Source organism: Paraburkholderia mimosarum LMG 23256 = NBRC 106338, from assembly GCF_000739815.1.
Lineage (GTDB): Bacteria > Pseudomonadota > Gammaproteobacteria > Burkholderiales > Burkholderiaceae > Paraburkholderia > Paraburkholderia mimosarum.
Map to the genome: position 1 here is coordinate 1 of NZ_BBJJ01000011.1, position 20463 is coordinate 20463.

The following is a 20463-nucleotide window of genomic DNA, read 5'->3' on the forward strand; positions in this document are numbered from 1 at the left end:
ACACCTTGCGGGACTCCGCAACAATCCGGCTGCAAGAGTTGTTGCGGCTTACGGAGGTGATGACTTCTGACGGGGCGTGGGTTTCGCTGTCCAAGCCGCGAATGATCGTTACCGGGTGCGGCATTTCGCCGTATATGGCGCGGTCGGCATGTTCGACCGTCTGGACACGATTCATCCTGCGGAGTTACTGGCGCTGACCGAAGTGAAGGACGGGGAGGCGTGGCACTCGTTAGCCTTTCCGCAGAACATCGACAGGTACGTGCGGGACGTTTTGGGCGCGCTGCGGCCGCACGAGGCGTTGGCCGCAATCATGAACCTCGTGAAGCAGTACAGCTTCGGATTCAAGGCGCCTAAGGTCAACGTGCCGCACCGCTTCCGGACCGAGACTGAAGAAAAGGACGATCCGGGCGGCATGCGTCCGGTCCTTTCGTGGCTGTATACGGAAGGGAAGGCGACCATGCGCGAGTTACAAAAGGACTACACGCTGGAAGATGCGTTCCGCAAGCACCGGGAACTTCTTAAAGCGAAGGTGAAGGCCGCGCTCGAAACAGAGGCCGCACAGAAGAAGGCTAAGGCGAAGGGTGGGTGAGCAAAACGAAACGCCCGCCTATCCGATCAATAGTGTGGGGGTTCTATGGTTTCGTGGCTTGAGCGATACGTGCAGCCGTCATGGCCGTGACTTGGTGAGCTATCTGCTTTCTGTCTTCACTATCAGCAGCGAGCGCGGCGCGATACTTGGCGACCATCCCTGACAGGCTTGTCTTGATCTTGTGCGCGGCAACTATTTCAGCTTCGAGGTGTTCTGACGAAAGTGTAGAGAAGTCTGCACCTTCGCTCGGAAGGCTCGGTGCAATTCTGTCGATTTGCGCGCGGTCTGCCGCCACCGCTTCATCCCACACGATTTTGTTGCCTGATCCGCCTAGTCCCTTCGCCGCGAGCACGGCATGGCGGGAGCCGTTTGCCTCTTCAATCAGTGTTGGCAAAGAGGAAAGGGAGTCGTGGGCATCACTCAGCACCTTCCGGAGTTCAAGCCGCAGGTCCAACGACTTGATTTGGTTGGCCCGCCGATAGCCTAGGAAGCCAGTTACCGCTCCGAATATTCCCGTCGCCATCCCAACGTAGCCCGTCCAGTCTGCGTCCGCCATTTTGGTCTCCGCGTGAGGATCTGCAAATTGTACATAACAAGGGCCAGGAAATAGGCTAGTTTCGAATCGTCCGCTAGAAGGCGGGTGATAGTAGATCGCGCGGCGCGGTGCCGGACAGGTCGCCTGCGCACGGAGTCTTAGGCGCGCTCGCGGACTCTCGGAGGCGACTAAGGCCGCGCCGCGCATGCACTAGCCGTACAGATTTCCGTATCGGGCGGCTCGTACGGAAAAGATACATTTCCTACTTTCAGAAATGCGCGCGTAAACGGAAAAGGGCTTACGTCTTTCAACGTAAGCCCTTGATTTTCCGCTTCGGTGTTTGTCGTTACCAACACCAGGGAATTCTGGTGGGTAGTACTGGGATCGAACCAGTGACCCCTGCCGTGTGAAGGCAGTGCTCTACCGCTGAGCTAACCACCCGAAGAGATTGAGATTATGCAGGCTATTTCAGATCCTGTAAAGCCCTTCTTTAAGCATTTTGCACATCGGCCGAATTTTCTTCGACGGCGACCGGCTCGGTGCGCCAAACGGACGTCCCTTTGAGCGCCTTGTCGAGCTCATCGAGCACGGCGTTGTGCGCGCAGACTTCCTCGTCGCTTGCCAGGATCACCGGCAGCTCGATCGACTCGAACCGCACGCGCGGCGCGGCGACCGAGCCCGGCGCAGCGTGCTCGCCCAGCATGTCGATGACGAGGCTCTCCTGGCCGCGCGTCATCGCCAGATAGACTTCGGCGAGCAACTCCGAGTCGAGCAGCGCGCCGTGCAGCGTGCGGTGCGCGTTACTGATGCCGAAGCGGTCGCACAGGGCATCGAGCGAGTTGCGCTTGCCGGGGAAGATCTGCTTGGCCTGCACGAGCGTGTCGATCACCTCGCCGCAATGCTCCTTGAACGCCGGCTTGCCGAGCAGCGCGAGCTCCGCGTCGAGAAAGCCGATGTCGAACGGCGCGTTGTGAATGATGATGTCCGCGTCGCGAACGAAGTCGAGGATTTCATCGGCGACTTCGGCGAACTTCGGCTTGTCGGAGAGGAATTCGGTCGTGAGGCCGTGCACCGCGAGTGCGCCCGGATCGCTGTCGCGCTCCGGATTCACGTAGAAGTGCAGGTTGTTGCCGGTGAGCCGGCGGTTCACCAGCTCGACGCAGCCGATTTCGATGATGCGGTCGCCCGTGCGGGCGTTCAGGCCCGTGGTTTCGGTATCGAGAATGATTTGGCGCATGTTTTGTCAGTCTTGAAAGCGTCGAGGAGCCGCGTGCGGTGCGGTCTCAGAGTTCGGCGAGCGTGGCGACGCCGCGGTTCGCGAGCGCGTCGGCACGCTCGTTCTCCGGGTGGCCCGCATGGCCCTTCACCCAGCGCCACTCGATCTCGTGCTGCGCGACGAGCGCGTCGAGGCGCTTCCAGAGATCGTCGTTCTTGACCGGCGTTTTGGCGGCCGTCATCCAGTTCTTCTTTTTCCAGCCGTGAATCCACTCACTGATGCCTTTCTGCACGTACTGCGAGTCGGTGTGCACGATCACCCTGCATGGGCGCTTGAGCGCGTCGAGCGCGGCGATCACCGCCATCAGCTCCATGCGGTTGTTGGTCGTGCCGGCCTCGCCGCCGAACAGTTCCTTTTCCTGCGCGCCGAAGCGCAGCAGCGCGCCCCAGCCGCCGGGGCCGGGGTTGCCTTTGCAGGCGCCGTCCGTGAAGATTTCGACGAAATCGGGTGTGCTCATGTGTCCTTGTTGCGAGTGGGTGACGGTGTGGTGGCGGCCGGCTTCAGGCTCGCCGCCAGTACCGGTTTCTTGACCTTCAGCGGCCCGACGAGGCGCATGCCGCGCACACGCTTGATCGCCGTCACCATATAGATCGCGCCGAAAATGGGCCACCAGCGGTCGCCGGCGGCTTCCATGAAACCGTAGCGGCCGAGCCACTGGTCGGTGGCGAGCGGCGGACGATAGCAGCCAAAGCGCCCGCGTTCAAGCTCGAAGCCGAGCAGCTTGATCCAGTCCTTCAGGCGCGTGAAGGCGATGAGGTCCTGCCGCGCGGGCAGGAACGGATGGCCAGTCAGCTTTCCGGCAGAGTGGCGCGCACCCCACAACGAAAGCGAGTTGAATCCGACGATCAGCAATTGCCCCTCGGGCATCAGCACCCGTTCGGCTTCGCGCAGCAGTCGGTGCGGGTCGCTCGTGAATTCGAGCGTGTGCGGCATCACGATCAGGTCGACGCTCTGCGCCTCGAACGGCAGGTCGAGGTAGTCGCACCATACCGTGCTGCGGCCAGCGGGCGCGTATAGCGGCGGGGCGCCTGTCGCCGCCGGGAAGCGGGCTTCCGTGGTGCCGGCCGCGCGCGTGCCGCTGGTTTCGGGTATGCCCGGCGCGCCACGCAACGGTTCGGCGCCGTTCTCGAGTGCATGGCCCGGTGCGCCGGGGATCGAGTAGGGCGCGCTCGCGGCGCTGGCCGCGTCGAGCACGAGGCCGCGGCACGGCATGCGGTTTTCGCGCAGGGCGTCGAGCTGCGGCAGGCCGAGCTGGAGCGCATGGTAGCCGAATATGTTCGACACCACGCGATCTAGCTGCTCCTGTTCCCAACCTAGCACGTAACTGCCAGCGGGCGATGTGGTCCAGGCGGGCCAGTCTATAATCAATCGATCAGTCATGTCGAAGAATACGTCGCCCCATGAAGAGTCCGCTTGAGTACGCGCGTTCGGGCGCTGCCTGCGCTGCCCACGAATACGTACCGGTTCCGGCTTTTGAAGACAATTACATCTGGGTCGTCTCGGACGGCCAGAATGCCGTCGCCGTCGACCCGGGCGACGCCGCCCCGGTTCGCGCATATCTCGCGAAACGCGGCTGGCGGCTCGCCGCTATTTTACTCACGCATCACCACAACGACCACGTCGGCGGCGTGGCCGACTTGCTCGCCGACGCCAGCGTGCCCCGCGTGCCCCGCGTGCCCGTATACGGCCCGGCGGGCGAAGCGCTCGGCCCGCTCGATCCGTTCGTCACGCGCGTGAAGGGCGGCGACGCCGTCCATCTCGACGCGCCCGCGCTCGACTTCACGGTGATCGACGTGCCGGGCCACACGCGCGGCCACATTGCGTATTTCCAGGCGGCGGTCGCCGCCGGCACGCCCCATGTGTTCTGCGGCGACACGCTGTTCGCCTGCGGCTGCGGCCGCCTCTTCGAGGGCACGCCCGCGCAGATGCTCGTCTCGCTCGACGCGTTGGCGGCACTGCCCGGCAACACCCACGTGCATTGCGCACACGAATACACGCTGTCGAACATCCGCTTCGCGCTCGCCTGCGATCCCGGCAATGCCGATCTACGCGACTGGAGCCGCGAGGCGGCGGCGCTGCGCGAGCGCGGCGTGCCGACCTTGCCCACGACGATCGCGCACGAGCGCGCCGTCAATCCGTTCCTGCGCGCGGGCGATGCGGCCGTGCAAGCCGCGCTCGCCGAGGCACTGCACGAAGCGGTGCCGGACCGGCTGGCTGCTTTCGCCATGATGCGCGAATGGAAGAACCGGTTTCGCTGACCGACCGGAATGAGGGGGTATGCTCAACCCAAGCGTGTGGAATCGCACCCAAGCTGCGGATTTCACGGCTTTTTTCCGAATAATTCCGATTGACGGAAGCGGGTGTGTTCCGTACTATCGGCTGCAAATTCCAGCCTTGCGGATGTAGATTTTCATGCGATTCATACTCAGTGCGCTGCTGGTCCTCATGCTCGCCGCCTGTGCGGGCGGGGGACAGTCTGCGAGTTCTCAAGCCTCAGCCAACGCCCAAGCCAACGCCGACCTCATTCGCAAGACCTCAGCAGCGAAAGAAACGATTAACGTCGATCAAGGTTCCGTCACTCAACTCACGAGCCCCGACGCCGACCTCTGGGGGCGCATCCGTCGCGGCTTCCAGATGCCCGACCTGCAGAGCGACCTCGTCGACATGAACGCCAACTGGTACGCCCAGCGGCCCGACTACGTCGCGCGCATGACCGAGCGTTCGCAAAAGTACCTCTATCACATCGTCGAAGAACTCGAGGCGCGTCACATGCCGACCGAGCTCGCGCTGCTGCCGTTCATCGAATCCGCGTATAACCCGCAGGCGCTGTCGGTCGCGAAGGCGGCCGGAATGTGGCAGTTCGTGCCGGGCACCGGCCGCACCTACAACCTCAAGCAGAACATGTGGCAGGACGAGCGCCGCGACGTGCTGGCCTCCACCAGTGCCGCCCTCGACTATCTCTCGCGTCTGCACGACATGTTCGGCGACTGGTATCTCGCGCTGGCCGCCTACAACTGGGGCGAGGGCAACGTGCAGCGCGCCATCGCGCGCAACCAGGCGGCGGGCTTGCCCACGGACTACCAGAGCCTGCGCATGCCCAATGAAACGCGCAATTACGTACCCAAGCTCCAGGCGGTCAAGAACATCGTGATGAACGCGCAGCAATACGGGCTCACGCTGCCGTCCATTCCGAACCACCCCTATTTCGTCACGGTCACGACGTCGCACGACATCGACGTGGACGTCGCCGCCAGGCTTGCGAACATGACGACCGACGAGTTCCGCTCGCTCAACCCGTCGTTCAAGAAGCCGGTCATTCTCGGTGCCACCGACCCGCAGATCCTGCTGCCGTTCGACAACGCGAGCGCGTTCGAGCGCAATCTGAAGGCGTATTCGGGGCAGCTGTCCTCGTGGACCGTCTATACGACCGATGCACGCACGACGCCGGCTGCGCTCGCGCAGAAGATCGGCGTGGACGCCGACACCCTCATGTCGGTGAACAAGATTCCGGCTGGCATGCGCCTGAAGGCGGGCTCGACGCTCGTCGTGCCGCGCACCGACGACGGCGACGACGAGGACATCAGCGCCGACGTCGCGGAGAGCGCCGTGCTGGCCATGGAGCCGGACGTGCCCGACACGCGCAAGATGTTGATCCGCGTGCGCCGCAAGCAGTCGATGGAAGCGGTGGCGAGCCGCTACGGCGTGTCACTGGGACAGTTGAAGGCATGGAACAAGACCCGCCGTGACTACGTTGCACCGGGCCAGGTGCTCGTGCTGCACGTGCCCGTCAACAAGGCAATGCCGAGCGAGCCGGGGCCTGAACGTCTGGCAACGAACGTTTCTGGTGGCGGCGTGCAGCGAATCGGCACCCGCGTTACAGACACTGGGTCGAAGTCGCGCTACGATAAGAAGCACGGTCGCACGCGCACTGAGGTCGTCAAGGTTTCCGAACCTGTCAAGGCAAAGGCCTCGAGCGCAGCGCCCAGCAAGGCGTCGAAGGGTGCGGCAAGCCGCCCGAAGGCCGAAACCCATACGCAGAAGCACAAAGTCCAATAGCGGCTAGCGAAGGGTGCTCAAATCGTGCGTTGCGGGGGCAGCGCAGGGTATTCGCTCCGATCACTTCTCCGTGTTGTTACGTTTAGCGCCGTCAACCCGCCAGGTGACGGCGTTTTCATTTGCGGCGTGTGCATTCGAAAAGCGCAGCGCCTGTTTGCCGCCGCGCCGCCGCCCGCTATAGTGGAAAGGGCCGCACGCGTGAGCGCGTGGGTGCTCCCCATCGTCGGCGTCATCCTGGAATTTGAAGGAAAGGTGACTTTCGCGCTATAATTTCAAGGTTTGAGCTTATCAACCCGCACCCTAGCGCCTACCTCCTCCCAACCGTTCATCCGCCGCCCGCGCCTCACCGTCGACTGGCCGGCTGCCGCCCGATCCTGCGTCAAAAACGCGAACTCGTGGCCCGGCGCCACCACGGCCGACCGCACGAAGAGTCGCGTAGCGAGCGAGCCGCGCGCGCATTCCAGATCTACCCGACGAAGGTGGACACAGAATGCCGACGCCGCAGCCGCTCCCAGGTCGCAAGATCGCAACGTCGGATAACAGGTCGGCACAGGGTGCTCCCCCCAAGGAGTCTCCCGTGTTGCCGTCATTTTCTCCCGCTCTGCTCGCGCTCGCCGACGGCACGGTCTTTCGTGGTTACTCGATCGGCGCGCCGGGTCATACGATCGGTGAAGTCGTGTTCAACACGGCCATTACCGGTTATCAGGAAATCCTGACTGACCCGAGCTACGCTCGCCAGATCGTCACCCTCACGTACCCGCATATCGGCAACGTCGGCGTCAACGCCGAAGACGTCGAAGCCACGAAAGTCCATGCCGCCGGTCTGATCATCCGCGACCTGCCCACGCTCGCCTCGAACTTCCGCATGGAGCGCACGCTCGGCGACTACCTGAAGGACGAAGGCGTGGTGGCGATCGCCGGCATCGACACGCGCAAGCTCACCCGTATTCTGCGCGACAAGGGCGCGCAGAACGGCGCGATCCTCGCCGGTTCGGACGACGAAGCCCGTGCCATCGAACTCGCGCGCTCGTTCCCGGGCCTCGCGGGTATGGATCTCGCCAAGGTCGTCTCGACCGCAAAGCCCTACCCGTGGAATACGACCGAGTGGCGTCTGGGCGAAGGCTACCGCACGCAGTCGGCGCCGAAGTACAAGGTCGTCGCGTTCGACTTCGGCGTGAAGCAGAACATCCTGCGCATGCTGGCCGAGCGCGGCTGCGACGTCACGGTGCTGCCGGCGCAGGCCACGGCTGAAGACGCGTTCGCGCTGAACCCGGACGGCGTGTTCCTCTCCAACGGTCCCGGCGACCCGGAGCCGTGCGACTACGCGATCAAGGCCACGCAGGCGTTCATCGCTCGCGGCATCCCGACCTTCGGCATCTGTCTCGGCCACCAGATCATGGGCCTCGCCGTGGGCGCGAAAACCATGAAGATGAAGACGGGTCACCACGGCGCGAACCATCCGGTCAAGGATCTCGGTGACGGCCGCGTCGTCATCACGTCGCAGAACCACGGCTTCGCAGTGGATGCCGACACGCTGCCCGCCAACGCACGCGTCACGCACGTCTCGCTGTTCGACGGCACGCTGCAAGGCTTCGAGCTGACCGACAAGCCCGCGTTCTGCTTCCAGGGACACCCGGAAGCGTCGCCCGGCCCGCACGACATCGGCTATTTGTTCGACCGCTTCACCGCGCTGATGGACAAGGCGAAGGCGTAAGCGCGGCGCACAGGCGGGAACGAACAGAGCAGGGTGCGCAGCGAGCCGAACTCAAGATCGGCCCACGCGCGTACCCGGCGGCGAGCGGCAAGCGAAGCGCGCGCCGCAGGACGTAAAAGACACAGGAATATTTAGCGAGAGCGTTATGCCCAAGCGGACAGACATCAAGAGCATTCTCATCATCGGCGCGGGTCCGATCATCATCGGCCAGGCGTGCGAGTTCGATTATTCGGGCGCGCAGGCATGCAAGGCGCTGCGTGAAGAAGGCTACAAGGTCATCCTCGTCAACAGCAATCCGGCGACGATCATGACCGACCCGAACACGGCCGACGTCACCTACATCGAGCCGATCACATGGGAAGTGGTGGAGCGCATCATCGAGAAGGAGCGCCCCGACGCGATCCTGCCGACGATGGGCGGCCAGACCGCGCTGAACTGCGCGCTCGACCTGCACCACCACGGCGTGCTGCAGAAGTACGGCGTCGAGCTGATCGGCGCGTCGCCGGAAGCCATCGACAAGGCCGAAGACCGTCAGAAGTTCAAGGACGCGATGACGAAGATCGGCCTTGGCTCGGCGAAGTCGGGCGTCGCGCACTCGATGGAAGAGGCGCTCAAGGTTCACGCCGAAATCGCCGCGGCGACCGGCACGGGCGGTTATCCCGTCGTGATCCGTCCGTCGTTCACGCTGGGCGGCTCGGGCGGCGGCATCGCGTACAACCGCGAAGAGTTCGAGGAGATCTGCAAACGCGGCCTCGACCTTTCGCCCACGCGCGAGCTGCTGATCGAAGAGTCGCTGCTCGGCTGGAAGGAATATGAGATGGAAGTCGTCCGCGACAAGGCGGACAACTGCATCATCGTCTGCTCGATCGAGAACCTCGACCCGATGGGCATCCACACCGGCGACTCGATCACGGTCGCGCCGGCGCAGACGCTCACCGACAAGGAATACCAGATCCTGCGCGACGCGTCGCTGGCAGTCCTGCGCGAGATCGGCGTGGATACCGGCGGTTCGAACGTGCAGTTCTCGATCGATCCGCGCACCGGCCGCATGATCGTGATCGAAATGAACCCGCGCGTGTCGCGTTCGTCGGCCCTCGCTTCGAAGGCCACGGGCTTCCCGATCGCCAAGGTCGCGGCCAAGCTGGCTGTGGGCTATACGCTCGACGAGCTGAAGAACGAAATCACGGGCGGCCAGACGCCGGCTTCGTTCGAGCCGACCATCGACTATGTGGTCACGAAGATTCCGCGCTTCGCGTTCGAGAAGTTCCGTGAAGCCGACCCGCGCCTCACCACGCAGATGAAGTCCGTGGGCGAAGTCATGGCCATCGGCCGCACCTTCCAGGAGTCGTTCCAGAAGGCGCTGCGCGGCCTCGAAGTCGGCGTGGACGGGCTGGACGAAAAGACCACGAGCCGCGACGAAATCATCCGCGAGATCGGCGAAGCCGGTCCGGACCGCATCTGGTACGTGGGCGACGCGTTCCGCGTGGGCATGACGCGCGAAGAGATCTTCGAAGAAACCGCGATCGACCCGTGGTTCCTCGCGCAGATCGAAGAGATCATCAGGAAGGAAGAAGCGGCTCGCGGCCGCACGCTCGAAAGCCTCTCGAAGGACGAACTGCGCTATCTCAAGCAGAGCGGCTTCTCGGATCGCCGTCTCGCGAAGCTGCTCGGCAGCAACGCCGCCGACGTGCGCCGCCGCCGCATCGAACTGAACGTGCGCCCCGTCTACAAGCGCGTAGACACCTGCGCAGCCGAGTTCGCGACGAAGACGGCCTACATGTACTCGACCTATGAGGACGAGTGCGAGGCAAGCCCCACGAACAACAAGAAGATCATGGTGCTGGGCGGCGGTCCGAACCGGATCGGCCAGGGTATCGAGTTCGACTACTGCTGCGTTCATGCCGCGCTCGCCATGCGCGAAGACGGCTACGAAACGATCATGGTCAACTGCAACCCCGAAACCGTTTCGACCGACTACGACACGTCCGACCGCCTGTACTTCGAGCCGGTGACGCTCGAAGACGTGCTCGAAATCGTCGATCTGGAAAAGCCGCTTGGCGTGATCGTGCAGTACGGCGGCCAGACGCCGCTGAAGCTCGCGCTCGACCTCGAGGCGAACGGCGTGCCCATCGTCGGCACGTCGCCCGACATGATCGACGCGGCCGAAGACCGCGAGCGCTTCCAGAAGCTGCTGCAGGACCTGAACCTGCGCCAGCCGCCCAACCGCACCGCGCGGGCCGAAGACGAAGCGCTCAAGCTCGCCGACGAAATCGGCTATCCGCTCGTCGTGCGTCCGTCGTACGTGCTGGGCGGCCGCGCGATGGAAATCGTCCACGAGCCGCGCGATCTCGAGCGCTACATGCGCGAGGCCGTCAAGGTGTCGAACGATTCGCCGGTGCTGCTCGACCGCTTCCTCAACGATGCGATCGAATGCGATGTGGACTGCATCTCCGATGGCGAAGCCGTGTTCATCGGCGGCGTGATGGAGCACATCGAGCAGGCGGGTGTCCACTCGGGCGATTCGGCGTGCTCGCTGCCGCCGTACTCGCTCTCGACGGAGACGATCGCCGAACTCAAGCGCCAGACCGCCGCAATGGCGAAGGCGTTGAACGTGGTCGGCCTGATGAACGTGCAGTTCGCGATCCAGCAGGTGCCGCAGGACGATGGCTCGAAGAAGGATGTCATCTACGTGCTGGAAGTGAACCCGCGCGCGTCGCGTACGGTGCCGTACGTCTCGAAGGCAACGAGCCTGCCGCTCGCGAAGATCGCGGCGCGCGCAATGGTCGGCCAGAAGCTGGCGCAGCAGGGCGTGACGAAGGAAGTCGAGCCGCCGTACTTCAGCGTGAAGGAAGCGGTGTTTCCGTTCGTGAAGTTCCCGACCGTCGATCCGGTGCTCGGACCCGAAATGCGTTCGACCGGCGAAGTGATGGGCGTGGGCAAGACGTTCGGCGAAGCGCTCTTCAAGTCGCAGCTTGCCGCGGGCTCGCGCCTGCCGGAATCGGGCACCGTCTTCATCACCGTGATGGACGCGGACAAGCCCAAGGCCGTTGAAGTCGCACGCATGCTGCACGAGCTCGGCTACGGGCTCGTCGCCACGCGCGGCACCGCCGCCGCCATCGATGCGGCCGGCGTGCCGGTCAAGGTCGTCAACAAGGTGAAGGACGGCCGTCCGCACATCGTCGACATGATCAAGAACGGCGAGATTTCGCTCGTCATCACGACCGTCGACGAAACGCGCGCGGCGATTGCCGATTCGCGTTCGATTCGCATGAGCGCGCAGGCCAACAAGGTCACCTATTACACGACGATGTCGGGCGCACGTGCGGCCGTCGAGGGGCTGCGCTACCTGAAGAACCTGGAAGTCTATGATTTACAAGGCCTCCATGCTCGCCTAAACTAAGGCTTCAATTGTCTGTCCAAGATTGACGAGGCAGGCTAAAAAGCTGAATGTGCCGCGGTTAAGCGGCGTCCCCACAGGGTTTCCAGGCTGCGCCAGACCGCGCAGCCGCCCTCGCGGGATGCACTTAACCGCGGAATTTTTTTATGGCCGCACTATGCGCGCAGGCGCGCGTGGCGCGGCTTCATTGAGGGCCTAACTGGCCAGACGAGTTGTTTATGAGCACGATTCCCTTGACCAAGCGCGGCGCAGACCAACTTCGCGGAGAACTGCAGCGCCTGAAGTCCGTCGAGCGTCCGGCGGTGATCAATTCGATCGCCGAAGCCCGTGCGCAAGGCGATCTGTCGGAAAACGCGGAATACGACGCCGCGAAAGAAAAGCAGGGCTTCATCGAAGGCCGGATCGCAGAAATCGAGTCGAAGCTGGCGGCCGCGCAGATCATCGACCCGTCCACGCTCGAGGCCGACGGCCGCATCGTGTTCGGCTCGACGGTGGCTCTCGAAGACCTCGATTCGGGCAAGACGGTGACCTACCAGATCGTCGGCGACGACGAGGCCGACCTCGAGCACGGTCTGATCTCGGTCAGCTCGCCCATTGCGCGCGCGCTCATCGGCAAGTCCGAAGGCGACGTCGCCGAAGTGCAGGCGCCGGGCGGCGTGCGCGAGTACGAGGTCATCGAGGTTCGCTACGTCTGAGGACGCCGACGTGAGTACCGCAAGCCACGTGGGTTCCGCCACGCCCGTTTCGCTCGTTCCGCACCGGCTTTTCGGGCTGCTGGCCATGCTGTGGGTCGGCAGCCAGCTGACCATCGGCTATGCCGTCGCGCCCGTGCTGTTCGCCTCGCTCGAAAGGGCGGTGGCCGGCGACATCGCCGCACAGCTCTTTCGTCTCGAAGGCATGGTCGGCGTAGTGTGCGGCGTGCTGCTGCTCGGTCTCGCGAACGTGCTCGCGCGCCGTGGCATGCTGGGCTATCGCCGGCTGCGCTGGATTCTGGCCGCGATGCTGCTGTGCGTGCTGATCGGTTATTTCGCGCTGCAGCCGTTCATGAACGCGTTGCGCGTACAGGCGATGAGCGCGGGCATGGATGTCGCCAGTTCGCCGTATGCGAGCCGCTTTGGCTTGCTGCACGGCGTATCGAGCGTGTTCTATCTGGTGCAGAGCCTGCTTGGCGCCTGGCTCGTCTGGCTGCTGCCTTCGGCGCGCGGTACGCTGCCGCAGCGCCCGGAAGCCGCCCCGCGCTGAACGCGCCCGAACGCTGCGTCAGGCGAAAAAAAGCGCGGCTCGAAGGCCGCGCTTTTTACTTCGAACCCTGATGGACGCGCTTGGAGCTGGTCTGGCGCTTCTTGGCGCGCTTGATGTTGCCGCCTTGCGTCACGCGCTCGTTGCCTTTCACCGTCAGCTTTTGTGCCTTCGGCTTGCGCATCGGGTTCTCGCTGGGCTTGACGACCTTCACGACGCGCGGCGCAGCACCGCGCTTGCCTGCCTCGCGCGCGCTCGGCACGTCGGCGGACGGGCGCGACACGGTGCCGCGTGCGCCCGCGCGCGCGGTAGTGGTCTTCGCGCTGGCTTGCTCGGGCCTGTAGATGACGAGCAGCTTGCCGATGTGCTGGATCGGGGCGGCGCCCAGACGGTCGCAGATCTCTTCGTAGATCGCGATGCGCTCCTCGCGCTCGTCGCCGAACACGCGCACCTTGATGAGCTGGTGCGCGTCGAGGTGAACCTGGATTTCCTTGATCACGGCGTCGGTCAGTCCCTCGGCGCCGATGAGCACGACCGGTTTGAGCGCATGAGCCTGGGAGCGCAGTTCGGAGCGCTGTTCGGCGGAAAGAGAGAGGGCGGGCATGGGATGTGGCAGACTCGACTAAAATGACGGCGCCGCGCGGGTCGGCAGGCAAGGATTGGCAGCCTGTACGGACCGGACGCGGTCCGCGGATGGCGGGCCGCTGGCGGGCAAGCGCGTCGGAACAACGGAAAACCGTGGGGAAACGGCAGGGCGCGGGCACTTGGGTTGCCGGAGCAACGATCATCCGGCAAGGCGAGCCGCGACGGCCGCACGAATTAAACGCGTATTATCCGCTAAAAGCGCGGAATCACGCAGCAAGAGTTCATCTTTAATGGCAAAAAATCGCTTCAACCAGTCGTGGCTGCACGACCATATCAACGACCCTTACGTGAAAATGGCGCAGCGGGAGGGCTATCGCGCCCGCGCCGCGTACAAGCTCAAGGAAATCGACGAGCAGGACAAACTGATCCGCCCTGGCATGGTGATCGTGGACCTCGGGGCGGCGCCGGGAAGCTGGAGCCAGTACGCGCGCAACAAGCTCGCGGTGGGCGTGAAGCGCGACGAGCAGCGGCAGGGCGGGATCGACGGCACGATCATCGCGCTCGACATTCTGCCGATGGAACCCATCGCCGACGTCCAGTTCCTGCAAGGCGACTTTCGCGAAGACGACGTGCTTGCGCAACTCGAAGAATTGGTGGGTGGCCGCCCGGTCGATCTTGTAATTTCGGACATGGCGCCCAATCTCTCGGGGGTCGCGTCGGCCGACGCGGCACGGATCGAACACGTGTGCGACCTTGCGCTCGAGTTTTCGCAGAATCATCTGAAGTCCGAAGGGGCCCTTTTAGTCAAATGTTTCCACGGCAGCGGTTACAGCCAGATCGTCGAGAAGTTCAAGCAACAGTTCAAGGTCGTAGCCGCGCGCAAACCGAAGGCGTCGCGCGACAAATCGTCCGAAACGTTTATATTGGGTAAACACTTGAAGCGCCCCCGTTAAACAGGGCGCGATTGCGGTACATAACGCGAAACCGACTGTCAGACGCGTGCAAGACGCAGTCAGGGCAAGGCGCCGAGGCTATTCCTGCGGTAGTGAAACCTTATGGCAGGGGGCCTTGTACTGGATTAGAATGCTTTGATGGTGTCGCAAGGCGAATGTAGGCGCCCATCTATGAGTGAAGGAGTGGTGCTTTGAACAACAACATGTTTTCGAAGGCAGCGGTGTGGCTGGTAATCGCACTGGTGCTGTTTACGGTGTTCAAGCAGTTCGACAAGCCCCGTGTCCAGGAAGGCGTTTCCTATTCGCAGTTCATGGACGACGCGAGAAACGGCAAGGTCAAGAGCGTCGTGGTGCAGGGGCGGAACCTCACGGTCACTCCGGCTGATGGCCAGAAATACCAGATCGTCTCCCCGGGCGACATCTGGATGGTCGGCGACCTGATGAAATATGGCGTGCAGGTGAGCGGCAAGGCCGATGAAGAGCCGAACGCGCTCGTCTCCGCGTTGTACTACCTCGGGCCAACCATCCTCATCATCGTGTTCTGGTTCTACATGATGAGACAGATGCAGGGGGGCGGCAAAGGCGGGGCGTTTTCGTTTGGTAAATCGCGCGCCCGCCTGATCGACGAGAACAACAACGCCGTCAACTTCTCCGACGTCGCGGGCTGCGACGAAGCCAAGGAAGAAGTGTCCGAGCTCGTCGACTTCCTGCGCGATCCGCAAAAGTTCCAGAAGCTGGGCGGGCGCATCCCGCGCGGCGTGCTGCTGGTCGGCCCTCCGGGCACCGGTAAGACGCTGCTGGCACGTGCCATTGCCGGCGAGGCGAAGGTGCCGTTCTTCAGCATCTCGGGTTCCGACTTCGTCGAAATGTTCGTCGGCGTGGGCGCGGCCCGCGTGCGCGACATGTTCGAACAGGCCAAGAAGCATGCACCGTGCATCGTGTTCATCGACGAAATCGACGCGGTCGGCCGCCATCGCGGCGCCGGCATGGGCGGCGGCAACGACGAGCGCGAGCAGACGCTGAACCAGATGCTGGTGGAGATGGACGGCTTCGAGGCGAACTCGGGCGTCATCGTGATCGCGGCAACCAACCGTTCGGACGTGCTCGACAAGGCGCTGCTGCGTCCGGGCCGTTTCGACCGTCAGGTTTATGTCGGCCTCCCGGACATTCGTGGCCGCGAGCAGATCATGAAGGTGCACCTGCGCAAGGTGCCGATCGCCAACGACGTAGACGCAGCCGTCATCGCGCGCGGCACGCCGGGCTTCTCGGGCGCCGACCTCGCCAACCTGGTGAACGAAGCTGCGCTCTTCGCGGCGCGCCGCGGCAAGCGCATCGTCGAGATGCAGGATTTCGAGGACGCGAAGGACAAGATCTTCATGGGTCCGGAGCGCAAGTCGGCCGTGATCCGCGAAGAGGCGAAGCGCGCCACGGCATATCACGAGTCGGGCCATGCGGTCATCGCGAAGCTGCTGCCGAAGGCCGATCCGGTGCACAAGGTCACGATCATTCCGCGCGGCCGTGCGCTGGGCGTGACGTGGCAGCTGCCCGAACACGACAACGAGACCTACTCGAAGGACTATCTGCTGGATCGTCTGGCTATCCTGTTCGGCGGCCGTGTGGCGGAAGAGCTGTTCATGAACCTGATCAGCACGGGCGCGTCCGACGACTTCAACAAGGCGACGCAAACGGCTCGCGCAATGGTCACGCGTTTCGGCATGACCGACGCGCTCGGACCGATGGTCTACGCCGACGACGACAGTGACAGCGGTCCGTTCGGCAAGGGCTTCACGCGCGCGATTTCGGAAGCCACGCAGCAGAAGGTCGACGCGGAAATCCGCCGGGTGCTCGACGAGCAGTACAACCTCGCGAAGCGTCTGCTCGACGAGAACCGCGACAAGGTCGAAGCCATGACCGCCGCGCTCATGGAGTGGGAAACGATCGACGCCGAGCAGATCAACGACATCATGGCCGGCCGTCCGCCGCGCTCGCCGAAGAGCACGCCGTCGCCGGGCGACGCGTCGTCGGGCGGTAGCCCGGGCACCGAGGTCAAGCCGGGTAGTGCCACCGCACCGGCGTGATCCTTATCGAGTAAAGTTGCGGGCCGGTGTGATGTTCACACCGGCCCTTTGCATTTCTGGTGCGCGCGGCATGCCGGCCCACCACATCCCGTTACACTTCTGACGTTTCTTGACGTGCCCAACATCATCTCGCAGGGTAATCTTCCACCCGAACCGCTCGCGTGCGGCCGCTTCACGCTGACTTTCGAACGTCCGCTCGTCATGGGCATCCTCAATGCCACGCCGGACTCGTTTTCCGATGGCGGCCGCTATCTCGCTTTCGGTGACGCGCTGCGCCGCGCCGAGCAGATGATGCTCGACGGCGTCGACATCATCGATATTGGCGGCGAATCGACGCGGCCGGGGGCGCCTCCGGTACCGCTCGACGAGGAACTCGCGCGCGTGATTCCGCTCGTGGAGAAGCTCAAGGCCGCGAACGTGCCGCTCTCCATCGACACGTACAAGCCCGAGGTCATGCGCGCGGCGCTCGCGGCCGGCGCGGACATGATCAACGACATCTGGGGCTTCCGGATGCCCGGCGCGATCGAAGCCATACGCGGCAGCGACTGCGGATTGTGCGTGATGCACATGCTGGGCGAGCCGCAGACGATGCAGGTGTCCGAGCCCAACTATGCGGACGTCGTGCGCGAGGTGCGCGAATTTCTCGAGCAGCGTTGCGCCGAACTCGAAGCGGCGGGCGTGGCGAAGGCGCGGATCAGCGTGGATCCGGGCTTTGGCTTCGGCAAGTCGGTGGTGGAGCACAATTACGCGCTGCTCGCGCACCTGCCCGAGACGGCGCCCGAGGTCCCGAGCGGCAAGGCGCCGTATCCGATACTCGCCGGCATGTCGCGCAAATCGATGCTGGGCGCACTCGTGAACCGACCCGCGAGCGAGCGGGTGGCGGCGAGCGTGGCGGCAGCCGTGTGCGCGGCAGAGCGGGGCGCGGCAATCATCCGCGTACACGACGTCGCGCCCACTGTGGATGCCCTCAAGGTCTGGGCAGCGATGCGCAATGCGATGGGCGCCGGCGCGCCGGCCGGGCGAGGTTGAGCCACTGACCGGATAGACGCTTGCCGGCGCCAAATGCACCAGGGCGCACCAGGGCGCACCTGAGCGCACCAGAGCGCACCTGAGCGCACCGGCGCATGTCACGGTGGCTACGTACAGTACAAGACAGCACCAAACCGAGGGATAGAAAAATGGGACGTCGTTATTTCGGAACTGATGGGGTACGCGGCAAGGTCGGCGAGGCGCCGATCACGCCTGACTTCGTGCTGCGCCTTGGCTACGCCGCGGGCAAGGTGCTCGCGGGTTCGGCGGCGGCTTCGGGGCCGCGTCCGTCCGTGCTGATCGGCAAGGACACGCGCATTTCGGGCTATATGCTCGAGGCGTCGCTGGAAGCGGGGCTTTCGGCCGCTGGCGTCGACGTGATGCTGGCCGGCCCGATGACGACGCCCGGCATTGCCTATCTCACACGTGCGCTGCGGCTTGCCGCGGGCGTCGTGATCAGCGCATCGCACAATCCCTATTACGACAACGGCATCAAGTTCTTCTCCGCGGACGGCAACAAGCTGCCCGACGAGGTCGAGACGCAGATCGAGGAGCAACTCGAGCAGCCGCTGGACTGCGCGCCTTCCGAGCAGCTTGGCCGCGCGCGACGGCTCGACGACGCGGGCGGGCGCTACATCGAGTTCTGCAAGAGCACGTTCCCGCAGGCGTTCAATCTGCGCGGTCTGAAGCTCGTGATCGACTGTGCCAACGGCGCGGCGTATGACATTGCGCCGCACGTGTTCCACGAACTGGGCGCGGATGTCATTCCGATCGGGGTGTCGCCGAACGGCTTCAACATCAACGACGGCGTGGGTGCGACCTCGCCCGACGCGCTCGTGCGCGCGGTGCGCGCGAATCACGCCAACCTCGGCATCGCGCTCGATGGCGACGCCGACCGTCTTCAAGTCGTGGATGCACAAGGGCGCCTCTACAACGGCGACGAACTGCTCTACGTGCTCGTGAAGGACCGCATCGCGACCGACGGCAAGGTGGAAGGCGCGGTGGGCACGCTCATGACCAATCTCTCGGTCGAGCAGGCGCTCGCGCGCCTCGGCGTGCAGTTCGTGCGGGCGAATGTGGGTGACCGCTACGTGCTGGAGCAACTGCGCGAGCACGGCTGGCAACTGGGCGCGGAAGGCTCGGGCCATATTCTCTCGCTCGATCGCCACACGACCGGCGACGGCATCGTCTCTGCGCTGCTCGTGCTCGCCGCGATGAAGCGCAGCGGCCAGACTTTGGCGCAACTGCTCGACGGCGTGACGCTGTTCCCCCAGAAGCTCATCAACGTGCGCATTGCGCAGGGCGCCGACTGGAAAGGCAACGCCGCGATCCAGCAGTCGATCGCCTCCGCCGAGGCGGAACTGAAGGGCAAGGGCCGCGTACTGATCCGCGCCTCGGGCACGGAGCCGGTGCTGCGCGTGATGGTAGAGGCCCGCGAGGAGCGCGACGTGGTGCACTACGCCGAGGCGATCGCAGGCGTGGTCAAGCGTGCTATCGCGTGATCGTCAGCCAGGCTGGCCGATCGCATACCGATCCCACGCGCGCGATGCTGGAACGGCATGCGCGCGTTTTTTCCGTGTTTTTTTTCGATGACACGCAGATTCGGGCAAACGTTTAAAACATAAAAAACATCGTTCGCTAACATTATTCGAGGGATTCCTCGAAAACTTCCGACGATTTCCCGACTGACACGAAAGCCCCGCCGGGCGGCCTTCACTGCTGTCACTCTCCTTGCAGGCCTCGCCGCAATTGCCGGTAAGCGCGCATTCTTCGCGCCATCCCCCGCCTTTCAGTCGGTAATCGAACTGTCACGTTTGCTTCATGAACCGTCACAGTACTGTCACAGAGACCCCCTAAGCTTCGCGGTGTCGTTATCCCGCTCACACACTGGAGGTCTCATGAAATTGATGCAAACCGCGCTCGCTGGCGTTGCTGGCGCGCTCTTCGCGATCGCAGCCCACGCTGCAGACATCACCGGCGCGGGTAGCACCTTCGCAGCACCGATCTATACGAAATGGGCGGATGCCTATCAAAAGTCGGGTGGCGGCAAGGTGAACTACCAGGGCATCGGCTCGTCGGGCGGCATCAAGCAGATTCAGGCCAAGACCGTCGACTTCGCGGGCTCTGACGCCCCGCTGAAGGACGAAGATCTGGCCAAGGCCGGTCTGTTCCAGTTCCCGACGGTGGTGGGCGGCGTCGTGCCGGCGATCAACGTTCCGGGCGTCAAGGCTGGCGAAATCACGCTGTCGGGCCCGGTGCTCGGCGACATCTACCTCGGCAAGATCAAGAAGTGGAACGATCCGGCCATCGTCGCACTGAACCCGAAGGTCAAGTTGCCTGATCTCGACATCGCCGTGGTCCGCCGCGCCGATGGTTCGGGCACCAGCTTCATCTGGACGAACTACCTCTCGAAGGTCAACCCCGAGTGGAAGAGCAAGGTCGGCGAAGGCACGACCGTGAACTGGCCGACGGGTACGGGCGGCAAGGGCAACGACGGCGTCGCCGCCTTCGTTCAGCGCCTGCCGGGCGCGATCGGCTACGTCGAGTGGGCGTACGCCAAGCAAAATCACATGGTCTACACTGCCATGAAGAACGAGGCGGGCGCCGTCGTTCAGCCGGACACCGAAACGTTCAAGGCCGCCGCTGCCGGCGCGGACTGGAAGAAGTCGTTCTACCAGATCCTCACGAACGAGCCAGGCAAGGACGCATGGCCGGTCGTCGGCGCGACCTTCGTGCTGCTGCATACGGCGCAGGACAAGCCGGAACAGGGCAAGGAAACGCTCAAGTTCTTCGACTGGGCGTTCAAGAACGGCACGCCGGCTGCTGACAGCCTCGACTACATCTCGCTGCCGCCTTCGGTTGTGAGCGAAATCAAGGCGCAGTGGAAGGAGAAGGTCAAGGACGCGAGCGGCAAGCCGGTCGCTGAGTAAGCAAGGCGTCAGGCAAGCGTAAAAAGGGCCGCCGCGTGACGCGCGCGGCCTGTTCGCTTGTGGCTTGCCTGAATGCGCTGTC

The 20463-nt window shown here is 63.9% G+C and carries 17 protein-coding genes and 1 tRNA gene; 12 read left to right on the forward strand and 6 right to left on the reverse strand.

Going from position 1 to position 20463, the window contains the following annotated elements; all coding sequences use genetic code 11:
* Nucleotides 1–148 precede the first annotated feature (148 nt).
* Nucleotides 149–589 carry a hypothetical protein gene (locus tag BMI01S_RS11490; RefSeq protein ID WP_028231700.1) on the forward strand — a complete coding sequence of 147 codons (441 nt, stop codon included), beginning with the start codon at nt 149–151 and terminating at the stop codon, nt 587–589.
* Nucleotides 590–632: 43 nt separating this feature from the next.
* On the opposite strand, the gene BMI01S_RS11495 is transcribed toward BMI01S_RS11490, so the two are convergent.
* From BMI01S_RS11495 to BMI01S_RS11515, 5 genes are all read right to left on the reverse strand, one after another.
* A complete protein-coding gene (locus tag BMI01S_RS11495) occupies nt 633–1145 on the reverse strand; it encodes a hypothetical protein (protein WP_028214500.1) in 513 nt (170 codons plus the stop codon).
* Nucleotides 1146–1490: 345 nt separating this feature from the next.
* A tRNA-Val gene (locus tag BMI01S_RS11500) sits at nt 1491–1565 on the reverse strand.
* A gap of 49 nt (nt 1566–1614) precedes the next feature.
* On the reverse strand, nt 1615–2361 hold the full coding sequence (gene dnaQ / locus BMI01S_RS11505; protein ID WP_028214499.1) for a DNA polymerase III subunit epsilon: 747 nt from the start codon (nt 2359–2361) through the stop codon (nt 1615–1617).
* A 46-nt stretch (nt 2362–2407) separates the two neighbouring features.
* Nucleotides 2408–2857, reverse strand: a complete 450-nt coding sequence (rnhA, locus tag BMI01S_RS11510; protein ID WP_028214498.1) for a ribonuclease HI — start codon at nt 2855–2857, stop codon at nt 2408–2410.
* Entirely contained in the window at nt 2854–3780 is a 927-nt protein-coding gene (locus tag BMI01S_RS11515) for a class I SAM-dependent methyltransferase (protein WP_028214497.1), read from the reverse strand. Before BMI01S_RS11515 ends, rnhA begins: the two co-directional genes overlap by 4 nt.
* Before the next feature lie 20 nt (nt 3781–3800).
* On the opposite strand from BMI01S_RS11515, the gene gloB reads away from it, so the two are divergent.
* The 6 genes from gloB to BMI01S_RS11545 all read left to right on the forward strand — a co-directional run bounded on the left by gloB (nt 3801) and on the right by BMI01S_RS11545 (nt 12809).
* Nucleotides 3801–4658 (forward strand): hydroxyacylglutathione hydrolase, encoded by an 858-nt coding sequence (gloB, locus tag BMI01S_RS11520; protein ID WP_042289248.1) that lies wholly within the window; start codon nt 3801–3803, stop codon nt 4656–4658.
* A 154-nt stretch (nt 4659–4812) separates the two neighbouring features.
* Entirely contained in the window at nt 4813–6456 is a 1644-nt protein-coding gene (locus BMI01S_RS11525; RefSeq protein WP_028214495.1) for a transglycosylase SLT domain-containing protein, read from the forward strand.
* Nucleotides 6457–7033: 577 nt separating this feature from the next.
* Complete coding sequence (carA, locus tag BMI01S_RS11530) at nt 7034–8170, forward strand: glutamine-hydrolyzing carbamoyl-phosphate synthase small subunit (protein ID WP_028214494.1); 1137 nt, start codon at nt 7034–7036, stop codon at nt 8168–8170.
* A gap of 145 nt (nt 8171–8315) precedes the next feature.
* Nucleotides 8316–11570: a carbamoyl-phosphate synthase large subunit gene (carB, locus tag BMI01S_RS11535; RefSeq protein ID WP_028214493.1), complete on the forward strand. Its 3255-nt coding sequence runs from the start codon at nt 8316–8318 to the stop codon at nt 11568–11570.
* Between the two features lie 215 nt (nt 11571–11785).
* Nucleotides 11786–12262 carry a transcription elongation factor GreA gene (gene greA / locus BMI01S_RS11540; RefSeq protein ID WP_028214492.1) on the forward strand — a complete coding sequence of 159 codons (477 nt, stop codon included), beginning with the start codon at nt 11786–11788 and terminating at the stop codon, nt 12260–12262.
* An 85-nt stretch (nt 12263–12347) separates the two neighbouring features.
* On the forward strand, nt 12348–12809 hold the full coding sequence (locus BMI01S_RS11545; protein ID WP_042289261.1) for a DUF4149 domain-containing protein: 462 nt from the start codon (nt 12348–12350) through the stop codon (nt 12807–12809).
* A 55-nt stretch (nt 12810–12864) separates the two neighbouring features.
* On the opposite strand, the gene yhbY is transcribed toward BMI01S_RS11545, so the two are convergent.
* A complete protein-coding gene (gene yhbY, locus BMI01S_RS11550) occupies nt 12865–13410 on the reverse strand; it encodes a ribosome assembly RNA-binding protein YhbY (protein WP_028214490.1) in 546 nt (181 codons plus the stop codon).
* 271 nt (nt 13411–13681) lie between these two features.
* Between yhbY and BMI01S_RS11555 the strand changes: the two genes are divergently transcribed.
* The 5 genes from BMI01S_RS11555 (at nt 13682) to pstS (ending at nt 20381) form a co-directional block, all read left to right on the forward strand.
* A complete protein-coding gene (locus tag BMI01S_RS11555) occupies nt 13682–14344 on the forward strand; it encodes an RlmE family RNA methyltransferase (RefSeq protein ID WP_028214489.1) in 663 nt (220 codons plus the stop codon).
* A 191-nt stretch (nt 14345–14535) separates the two neighbouring features.
* Nucleotides 14536–16422, forward strand: coding sequence for an ATP-dependent zinc metalloprotease FtsH (gene ftsH / locus BMI01S_RS11560; protein WP_028214488.1), 1887 nt, complete (start codon nt 14536–14538; stop codon nt 16420–16422).
* A 201-nt stretch (nt 16423–16623) separates the two neighbouring features.
* On the forward strand, nt 16624–17451 hold the full coding sequence (gene folP, locus BMI01S_RS11565; protein ID WP_081716210.1) for a dihydropteroate synthase: 828 nt from the start codon (nt 16624–16626) through the stop codon (nt 17449–17451).
* A 149-nt stretch (nt 17452–17600) separates the two neighbouring features.
* The gene (gene glmM / locus BMI01S_RS11570; RefSeq protein WP_028214486.1) at nt 17601–18953 is read left to right on the forward strand and encodes a phosphoglucosamine mutase; all 1353 of its coding nucleotides are present in this window, start codon (nt 17601–17603) and stop codon (nt 18951–18953) included.
* Between the two features lie 396 nt (nt 18954–19349).
* Nucleotides 19350–20381 carry a phosphate ABC transporter substrate-binding protein PstS gene (gene pstS / locus BMI01S_RS11575; RefSeq protein ID WP_028214485.1) on the forward strand — a complete coding sequence of 344 codons (1032 nt, stop codon included), beginning with the start codon at nt 19350–19352 and terminating at the stop codon, nt 20379–20381.
* Nucleotides 20382–20463 lie beyond the last annotated feature (82 nt).

Excerpts from the sequence above, each read along its gene's own strand:
- BMI01S_RS11490 (WP_028231700.1), top strand. The coding sequence starts at position 149 with ATGTTCGACCGTCTGGACACGATTCATCCTGCGGAGTTACTGGCGCTG.
- BMI01S_RS11495 (WP_028214500.1), bottom strand. The coding sequence starts at position 1,145 with ATGGCGGACGCAGACTGGACGGGCTACGTTGGGATGGCGACGGGAATA.
- dnaQ (WP_028214499.1), bottom strand. The coding sequence starts at position 2,361 with ATGCGCCAAATCATTCTCGATACCGAAACCACGGGCCTGAACGCCCGC.
- rnhA (WP_028214498.1), bottom strand. The coding sequence starts at position 2,857 with ATGAGCACACCCGATTTCGTCGAAATCTTCACGGACGGCGCCTGCAAA.
- BMI01S_RS11515 (WP_028214497.1), bottom strand. The coding sequence starts at position 3,780 with ATGACTGATCGATTGATTATAGACTGGCCCGCCTGGACCACATCGCCC.
- gloB (WP_042289248.1), top strand. The coding sequence starts at position 3,801 with ATGAAGAGTCCGCTTGAGTACGCGCGTTCGGGCGCTGCCTGCGCTGCC.
- BMI01S_RS11525 (WP_028214495.1), top strand. The coding sequence starts at position 4,813 with ATGCGATTCATACTCAGTGCGCTGCTGGTCCTCATGCTCGCCGCCTGT.
- carB (WP_028214493.1), top strand. The coding sequence starts at position 8,316 with ATGCCCAAGCGGACAGACATCAAGAGCATTCTCATCATCGGCGCGGGT.
- greA (WP_028214492.1), top strand. The coding sequence starts at position 11,786 with ATGAGCACGATTCCCTTGACCAAGCGCGGCGCAGACCAACTTCGCGGA.
- BMI01S_RS11545 (WP_042289261.1), top strand. The coding sequence starts at position 12,348 with ATGCTGTGGGTCGGCAGCCAGCTGACCATCGGCTATGCCGTCGCGCCC.
- yhbY (WP_028214490.1), bottom strand. The coding sequence starts at position 13,410 with ATGCCCGCCCTCTCTCTTTCCGCCGAACAGCGCTCCGAACTGCGCTCC.
- BMI01S_RS11555 (WP_028214489.1), top strand. The coding sequence starts at position 13,682 with ATGGCAAAAAATCGCTTCAACCAGTCGTGGCTGCACGACCATATCAAC.
- folP (WP_081716210.1), top strand. The coding sequence starts at position 16,624 with ATGGGCATCCTCAATGCCACGCCGGACTCGTTTTCCGATGGCGGCCGC.
- glmM (WP_028214486.1), top strand. The coding sequence starts at position 17,601 with ATGGGACGTCGTTATTTCGGAACTGATGGGGTACGCGGCAAGGTCGGC.
- pstS (WP_028214485.1), top strand. The coding sequence starts at position 19,350 with ATGAAATTGATGCAAACCGCGCTCGCTGGCGTTGCTGGCGCGCTCTTC.